Source organism: Fusobacterium sp. DD2 (assembly GCF_018205345.1).
Classification (GTDB): Bacteria; Fusobacteriota; Fusobacteriia; order Fusobacteriales; family Fusobacteriaceae; genus Fusobacterium_A.
On record NZ_JADRHM010000095.1, the window covers coordinates 1 to 6,513 of the forward strand.

At 31.8% G+C, this 6,513-nt stretch carries 6 protein-coding genes and 1 riboswitch; of the genes, 3 read left to right on the top strand and 3 right to left on the bottom strand.

Features of this window, described 5'->3' with window-relative positions:
- Positions 1–23 precede the first annotated feature (23 nt).
- The 3 genes from IX290_RS10895 to kdsB all read right to left on the bottom strand — a co-directional run bounded on the left by IX290_RS10895 (position 24) and on the right by kdsB (position 4,167).
- Complete coding sequence (locus tag IX290_RS10895; protein WP_211493218.1) at positions 24–1,469, bottom strand: Na+/H+ antiporter NhaC family protein; 1,446 nt, start codon at positions 1,467–1,469, stop codon at positions 24–26.
- 113 nt (positions 1,470–1,582) lie between these two features.
- A riboswitch (Lysine riboswitch) is annotated at positions 1,583–1,756 on the bottom strand.
- Between the two features lie 73 nt (positions 1,757–1,829).
- On the bottom strand, positions 1,830–3,413 hold the full coding sequence (locus tag IX290_RS10900) for a SpoIID/LytB domain-containing protein (protein ID WP_211493219.1): 1,584 nt from the start codon (positions 3,411–3,413) through the stop codon (positions 1,830–1,832).
- Between the two features lie 13 nt (positions 3,414–3,426).
- The gene (gene kdsB, locus IX290_RS10905) at positions 3,427–4,167 is read right to left on the bottom strand and encodes a 3-deoxy-manno-octulosonate cytidylyltransferase (protein WP_211493220.1); all 741 of its coding nucleotides are present in this window, start codon (positions 4,165–4,167) and stop codon (positions 3,427–3,429) included.
- 92 nt (positions 4,168–4,259) lie between these two features.
- Here kdsB and IX290_RS10910 point away from each other — a divergent pair, with 92 nt between their 5' ends.
- Genes IX290_RS10910 through IX290_RS10920 form a run of 3 tightly spaced genes read left to right on the top strand, consistent with a single transcriptional unit; the run spans position 4,260 to position 6,436 of the window.
- A complete protein-coding gene (locus IX290_RS10910) occupies positions 4,260–5,030 on the top strand; it encodes a M48 family metallopeptidase (protein WP_211493221.1) in 771 nt (256 codons plus the stop codon).
- A gap of 19 nt (positions 5,031–5,049) precedes the next feature.
- The gene (locus IX290_RS10915) at positions 5,050–5,673 is read left to right on the top strand and encodes a histidine phosphatase family protein (RefSeq protein WP_211493222.1); all 624 of its coding nucleotides are present in this window, start codon (positions 5,050–5,052) and stop codon (positions 5,671–5,673) included.
- A 1-nt stretch (position 5,674) separates the two neighbouring features.
- Entirely contained in the window at positions 5,675–6,436 is a 762-nt protein-coding gene (locus IX290_RS10920; RefSeq protein WP_249168940.1) for an EI24 domain-containing protein, read from the top strand.
- Positions 6,437–6,513: the final 77 nt, after the last annotated feature.

The following is a 6,513-nucleotide window of genomic DNA, read 5'->3' on the forward strand; positions in this document are numbered from 1 at the left end:
CCTTTATTTTCATCTTACTATTATTATTTTTTTAATCTTACAGCTGGTTCACTAGGAAGTCCAAATTTTGGTATAAATCTATCAAATCCAGTAACTGTAAGGAATAGAATACTTATAACAGCAATATATGCTACAAAGTTAAATTTGATAATGTCTATTGGTGAAAAAGTTACAATTGGATATACTGTTGCAGCAATACCTAAATAGAATCCAATATATACGTGCCATGGAATAAGTTGAGATCCAAATACTCCCATTGCGTCACTAAATGTTGCATTTCTTAATTTTAAAGTTTCAATATCCTCGTCGTTTCCTTCAACGTTTTTTTCAACAAGGTTTTTAATTATTGGCCCAATTGTTACTATTTGTGCCATCTCATCTGATAGTGCTACGTTTCCTAATATTGATAATATTCCGTTCCAGAACATAAGCTGTTTTACGTTTCTTGAAAGAATAATAAGTAATTTTGATAATGGACTGAAAGCATCCATAGATTTCATAATACCACCAAAAGCTGAAACCCACATCATCATTACAATTACCCAGCTTCCTGCTCCTGAGAACCCTTTCATAACAAGGTCATTTAAGAATACTTTTGTATCTACAACTGTTCCAGCAAATCTTCCAAATACATATGATGAAACAATTCCAATAAATAGACATATAAATGTTTGATATCCTCTAAATGCAGCTATTAGAACCAGGATTAGAGGAATTACCATATATAAAGGTACTCCATTTTTTACCTGATGTAAAAGTGTCATTGCTGATTCATTTTTCTCAGCTAGTTCTGCCCAAACGTGAGCTGGTATTTTAGAAATTGCATCAGCTCCATTTCCTGTAACTGATGGAAGATCCATAACCATTCCAGCTACTGCAAATGCAATAATTCCACTTAAAAGTACAAGTCCAGACCAAACACCTTGGTGTCTAACTCTTTTTATTACTTCAACTCCTTGAATTCCTGAACTAACTATTGTAGTGTCAGAAATAAGTCCTATATTATCTCCAAAACAAGCTCCACCAGCTATAGCTCCTATTGTAAGATAGATATTTCCTCCTACAATATGATTTAGCCACAAGAATATAGGTGCACATGCTGCAAAGGTTCCCCAGCTTGTCCCTGTTGCAATTGATAGAATTGATGTAACTATAACTCCTACCACTGCTACAGTTTTTCCTGTAATTCCTGTTTTAAGAGCCACATTGATAATTGCTGCTCCAACTCCAGTAGACATAAATACTTCTGCCATGGCATATGCCATCATAAGAATAAAAAGTGCTACTATTATAGATTTAACATTTGATATAGCAGCTTCTAATATCTCATCAAATCCCTTTTTTTCCACAACCATCGCTATAGCAGCAGCAGCTACTGTCGCTATTGGGGCTGCAATCAGAGCATCAAATCCCCCTATCATCAAACACGCCAAAACACCAACCGGTAACAATTTAATTAATTCAATCATTTCTTCCTCCTCAAAACCATAATATTATAAAAAAATCACAGTTTAGAGTACTAAACTGTGATATCATCAAATTTCATATATTATGTAAAAGAAACAATTATACAAAAAGATAGTCACAAAATAGCACTCCATTGACTTTCATCAATGACAGTAATACAGATATTTTCTGAATTACCAACGAAAAAGTTTTACATTCTTTTCCATTTCGGCAAAATCCCCTTTCATTTTGTATCAACACCTGTCGGCTCCTCAAAATTACTAATGTTTTCTGCGCCTCTATTTTTCTATACTTGAGATTATAGTAAAAATTCACACAATTGTAAAATATATATTATATATAGTTCCGTTCTTTATCATTTATTACCATATATAATTTGCTGCTTCTGTAAACCCTGAAGATGTAGAGAAATACTTGGCATCTATAGGTTTTCCGTTATATAAAAGAACCTCTCCCTCAGTCATTTCAATAGCTTTATTTGCATCATCATTTTCTACCTGATTATTATAAACTTGACTTTCAGTTGTATCTTTTACATGGAATCCATCTTTAGCATATCTATCTTTTATATAGTCACTAAGAGCATAAGTTCTAGCTGCTACAGCTTGAGCTTTTAATGCCTCAAGTCCAAAAGATTGTGGCATTTCACTTGGAACTACCTGTTTTAAATAATCCTCAATCTTAACTATATTTATTATTCTCATAGCACGTGAATTTGTACTAGATGGTTTTACTACTAAATCCCCTCTATAACGTGGTGAGAAAGTATGCATTCTCTTTAATCCATCTATTGTAATATAATATCCATATGCTGTTATCTCTAAAGGTCTGATAGTTTTTACTCTGTGTTTTCCATTGACACTTACCCACAATCTATTTCCTTTATTTACAATTACAACATTTTGTTTTGCTGGGACATCAATCTTAAATCCTGCTCCATCAATTCTCATTTTTCCATTACTTACAAGTACAACTCTACTGTGATCAAGCCATCCAGTATATGTTGTAATTCCAACATTTATTGTCTTTCCAATTCCTTTTAATGAATACATATTCTTTATTTTAGTATTTGGATAAGATTTATGTAGTATCTTATCATATTTATACCCATGGTTTTTAGCTAAGTCAAAAGCTGCAAATTGTGGCATTCCTACTCCATGACCATTTCCACCACCATAGATAGTTACATTTTTTCCACTTGTTTCAATAGCAAAATATCCTGAAGGTAAAAGACCTATATTCTTTCTCAATGGATTTGGATTATACTCTCCGCTTCCACCTTTTGCACTGTAAAGATAAATATCCCCACTATTTGTAGATTGACTATTTAAAGCAAAAAGTTTTCTCACATTTAGTTCTTTTGCAACAAGGAATCTATTTTTATTTGTTGTAACAACAATATAAGTTACAACTCCTGATCTACCTCTGGCAGCAACTTCAACATCTTTTATCTCTCCAATATCTGAAGCTGTAATTCTCTTCATGTCCCAAATTCCATCTGAAAGTGTCAATACATCTCTTGGACGTGTTCTATAAACAGCTACAAGATTGTTTTTAATAGCATTAAAAAACTCTTTTTTAGTAAGTTCTATCTTCCATCTCCAATATGGTGAATTATCTCCATATCCCTCAACTTCTAGATCTTTATAAAATTTAAGTGCCTTATCCTCATTATACTTAACAAAAAAATCGTAACCATATTTTTTCAAAGTATCATTTCTAGGAATTAAATAATCATTAGCATTCCCCTTAAAATTATCAGGTATTGGCAATTTTCTACTTTTAAAAAAACTATAGTCCAAATCATAGTTTCCACTTGCTACCTTGCTTTTCTCAACTTTTCCACTGCCAATTTTACCAGTTTCTCTAAGTCTCTCAGTAGAGCTACATGCTGTAAGTACCATCGCTACAATTATACCCACTGTCAGTTTTTTTAGTATTTTCATATTATCCATCCCTCTAATCTATTTTTAATTTGTGTTTTATAACGTATTCCCTCACCTTTTCAAGTTCTTCCTGAGTATCTACACCTATTATTTTATATGGTGTTTCCATTACTTTTATTTTGTAACCATTTTCTAAAGCTCTCAACTGCTCAAGAGATTCTGATTTCTCAAGTGGAGTTGGCTCCATTTTCGCATATTCTATTACAAAATCTCTCTTATACCCATATATTCCAACATGTTTATAATAGTTTTTCAAATCCATTTTTCTAGGATAAGGTATTACACTTCTGGAAAAATAAAGAGCATACCCTTTTTTATCAGTTATAACCTTAACATAATTTGGATTTTCTATCTCTTCCATTGTATCTATCTTATACTTTAATGTACTCATAGCTATTGAGTCATCCTCTTTAAAAGAATCTATTATTGAATTAATCATATCAGGTTCTATTAAAGGTTCATCTCCTTGAACATTTACTATTACATCATAATCAGTAATTTTTTCACATACTTCTGCTATTCTGCTTGTACCATTTTCATGGTCTTTTCTTGTTAAAATTGCCTTTCCGCCAAATTTTTCAACTTCTTTAAATATTCTTTCATCATCAGTAGCAACAACCACTTCATCAAGATTTGACATCTTGGTTCTTTTATACACCCATTCTATCATTGTATGTCCGCAAATATCTTTTAGCGGTTTTCCTTCAAGCCTTGTAGAGGCATATCTAGAAGGGATTACTCCTAAAAATTTCATTTTACATCCTCCTCAAAATTAGGTACAATATATGTATAATTATAACAAATATTCATACATAAAGAAATATAATTTTATAAGGAGGAATATTATTGAAGATAAAAAAGATTTTGTCTGCTCTATGTGTCTCATTGTTAATTGCTGCATGTAGCAATGCTCCAATATCAGGAAGAAAACAGATGCTTTTAGTTCCAGAAGATGAGATTGTAGCACAAAGCTATTCGCAATATAGACAGGTCATGGCTCAAAGTAAGGTTCTTAATAATAAAGATGCACAGATGGTAAAAAAAGTGGGAAACAATATTGCAAGAGCAGTAGACAAATATTTTGCAAATCATCCAGGAGAAAATAAATCACACATTAAATACCAATGGGAATTTAATTTAATACAGAATAATACCCCTAATGCATGGTGTATGCCTGGAGGTAAGGTTGCTGTATACACTGGTATTTTACCCTATACACAAAATGAAAATGGACTTGCTGTAGTTATGTCACATGAGATTGCCCATGCAATAGCTCAACATAGCCGTGAACAGGCAAGTTATTCTGTGATTCAAAGTTTAGGTGGAAGCATATTTTCATCACTTGGTCTTTTCCCAGATGTGTATAATGGAGCTACTAATTTAGTTATGCTTAAATATAGCAGAAGTCATGAAACAGAGGCTGACCAGTTAGGTCTTATATTTATGAAACTGGCAGGATATGACCCTAATTATGCTGTAACTTTCTGGGATAGAATGAGACAGAGCGGTGGCGGTGGACAACCTGAGTTTTTAAGCACTCACCCAAGTGATGCAACAAGAGTTAAAAATATTAAATCTTATCTAAATAGCGATAAATTCAAATCTATTACAAAGTAACGGAGGAACAAAACATTATATGAAAATTTATTTTATAAGACATGGTGAAACTGTATGGAACACAAAGAAAATCTTTCAAGGTTCATCTAACTCACCTCTTACAGAAAAAGGAAGATGCCAGGCTGCAAAACTTGGTGAAAAATTAAAAGATGTGCCATTTGTTACATTTTATTCTTCTCCTCTTGGAAGAACAATGGAAACTACTGAACTTGTAAAAAATGGGAGAGACATCAGAGTCAAATATATGGATGAATTTAAAGAGATTTCAGTTGGACAGATGGAAGGAGTTCCTAGAGAAAAGTTTGAAAGTGAGTATCCAAAACAATATCATGATTTTTTCTTTAATCCAAAAGAGTATTCACCAGAATTATATGGTGGAGAAAGCTATAATAAACTTATAGAAAGAGTAAAAGCTGGACTTGATAAAGTAGTAAAAAATCACAAGGAAAATGATATTGTTGCTATAGTTTCACATGGAGTAACTCTTAAAGCTATATTTAAAATCGTTAATAATATGAGCTTTGAAGAACTTGGAAATTTTCCAGTTCCTAAGAACACAAGTCTTTCAATAGTTGATTATACAGATGGAAAATACACAGTAGAACTATTTTCTGACATATCACATTTAGATGGATGTGAATAAAATGAATATAAAAAAAATGAGTGTATCAATAGTATTAAAAGCATTTTTTGACTCTTTTAGAATAATAAGTGATGCTAAACTTCGTAAATTTTATTTAGTCCCAGGGATAATTGGAATCATACTATTTATGGTTTTTGTTTCTCTAGGTAATCTTTTGTCTGGAAGTTTAACAAATCTACTGGAAGATTTTTTCCACTTGGAAAATTATCACTCTATAATCTATATTCTTATTAAAATTTTGATATGGATATGTTCAATACTTTTTTACTATCTGGTATATAAATCACTATTACTTATAATCTTATCACCTGTACTAAGCTATGTATCAGAAAGAGTTGAAACTCACCTCACAGGTAAACAGTATAATTTTACATTTGGTGATAACGTAAAATTTATCATTAGAAGTATTGATATTGGAGTGAGAAGTTTTATAAAGCAGATGATTGGAACCTGTATTATTATGTTACTTGGATTTATTTTTCCAATAAATCTCTCAATTCCAGTGCTTATTTTTATCCTTCAGGGATATTTTACAGGATTTTCATTTATGGACTATACTCTTGAAAGATACCAGCTTTCAGCAAAAGAAAGTCTTGAATTTTTAAAACAGCAAAGAGTTTGTTCAGCTATATCTGGTATCATATTTACTCTTTTATTCTTTATTCCATTCTTTGGAATATTTATAGCTCCACTTGTTACCTGTGTTGCAGTAACTAAAATAACTGTGGAACTTTTAAATGATAAACCAACTTCTATAAAATAAAGAAGGGGCTGTTGCATTTTGATGCGTACCCCTTTTACTGGACAAACAGTAAAGGGGGTATTTTTTATGCGTTACAA

Coding starts and splice junctions, on each gene's coding strand:
- IX290_RS10900 (WP_211493219.1), bottom strand. CDS start 3,413: ATGAAAATACTAAAAAAACTGACAGTGGGTATAATTGTAGCGATGGTA.
- IX290_RS10895 (WP_211493218.1), bottom strand. CDS start 1,469: ATGATTGAATTAATTAAATTGTTACCGGTTGGTGTTTTGGCGTGTTTG.
- kdsB (WP_211493220.1), bottom strand. CDS start 4,167: ATGAAATTTTTAGGAGTAATCCCTTCTAGATATGCCTCTACAAGGCTT.
- IX290_RS10920 (WP_249168940.1), top strand. CDS start 5,675: ATGAATATAAAAAAAATGAGTGTATCAATAGTATTAAAAGCATTTTTT.
- IX290_RS10915 (WP_211493222.1), top strand. CDS start 5,050: ATGAAAATTTATTTTATAAGACATGGTGAAACTGTATGGAACACAAAG.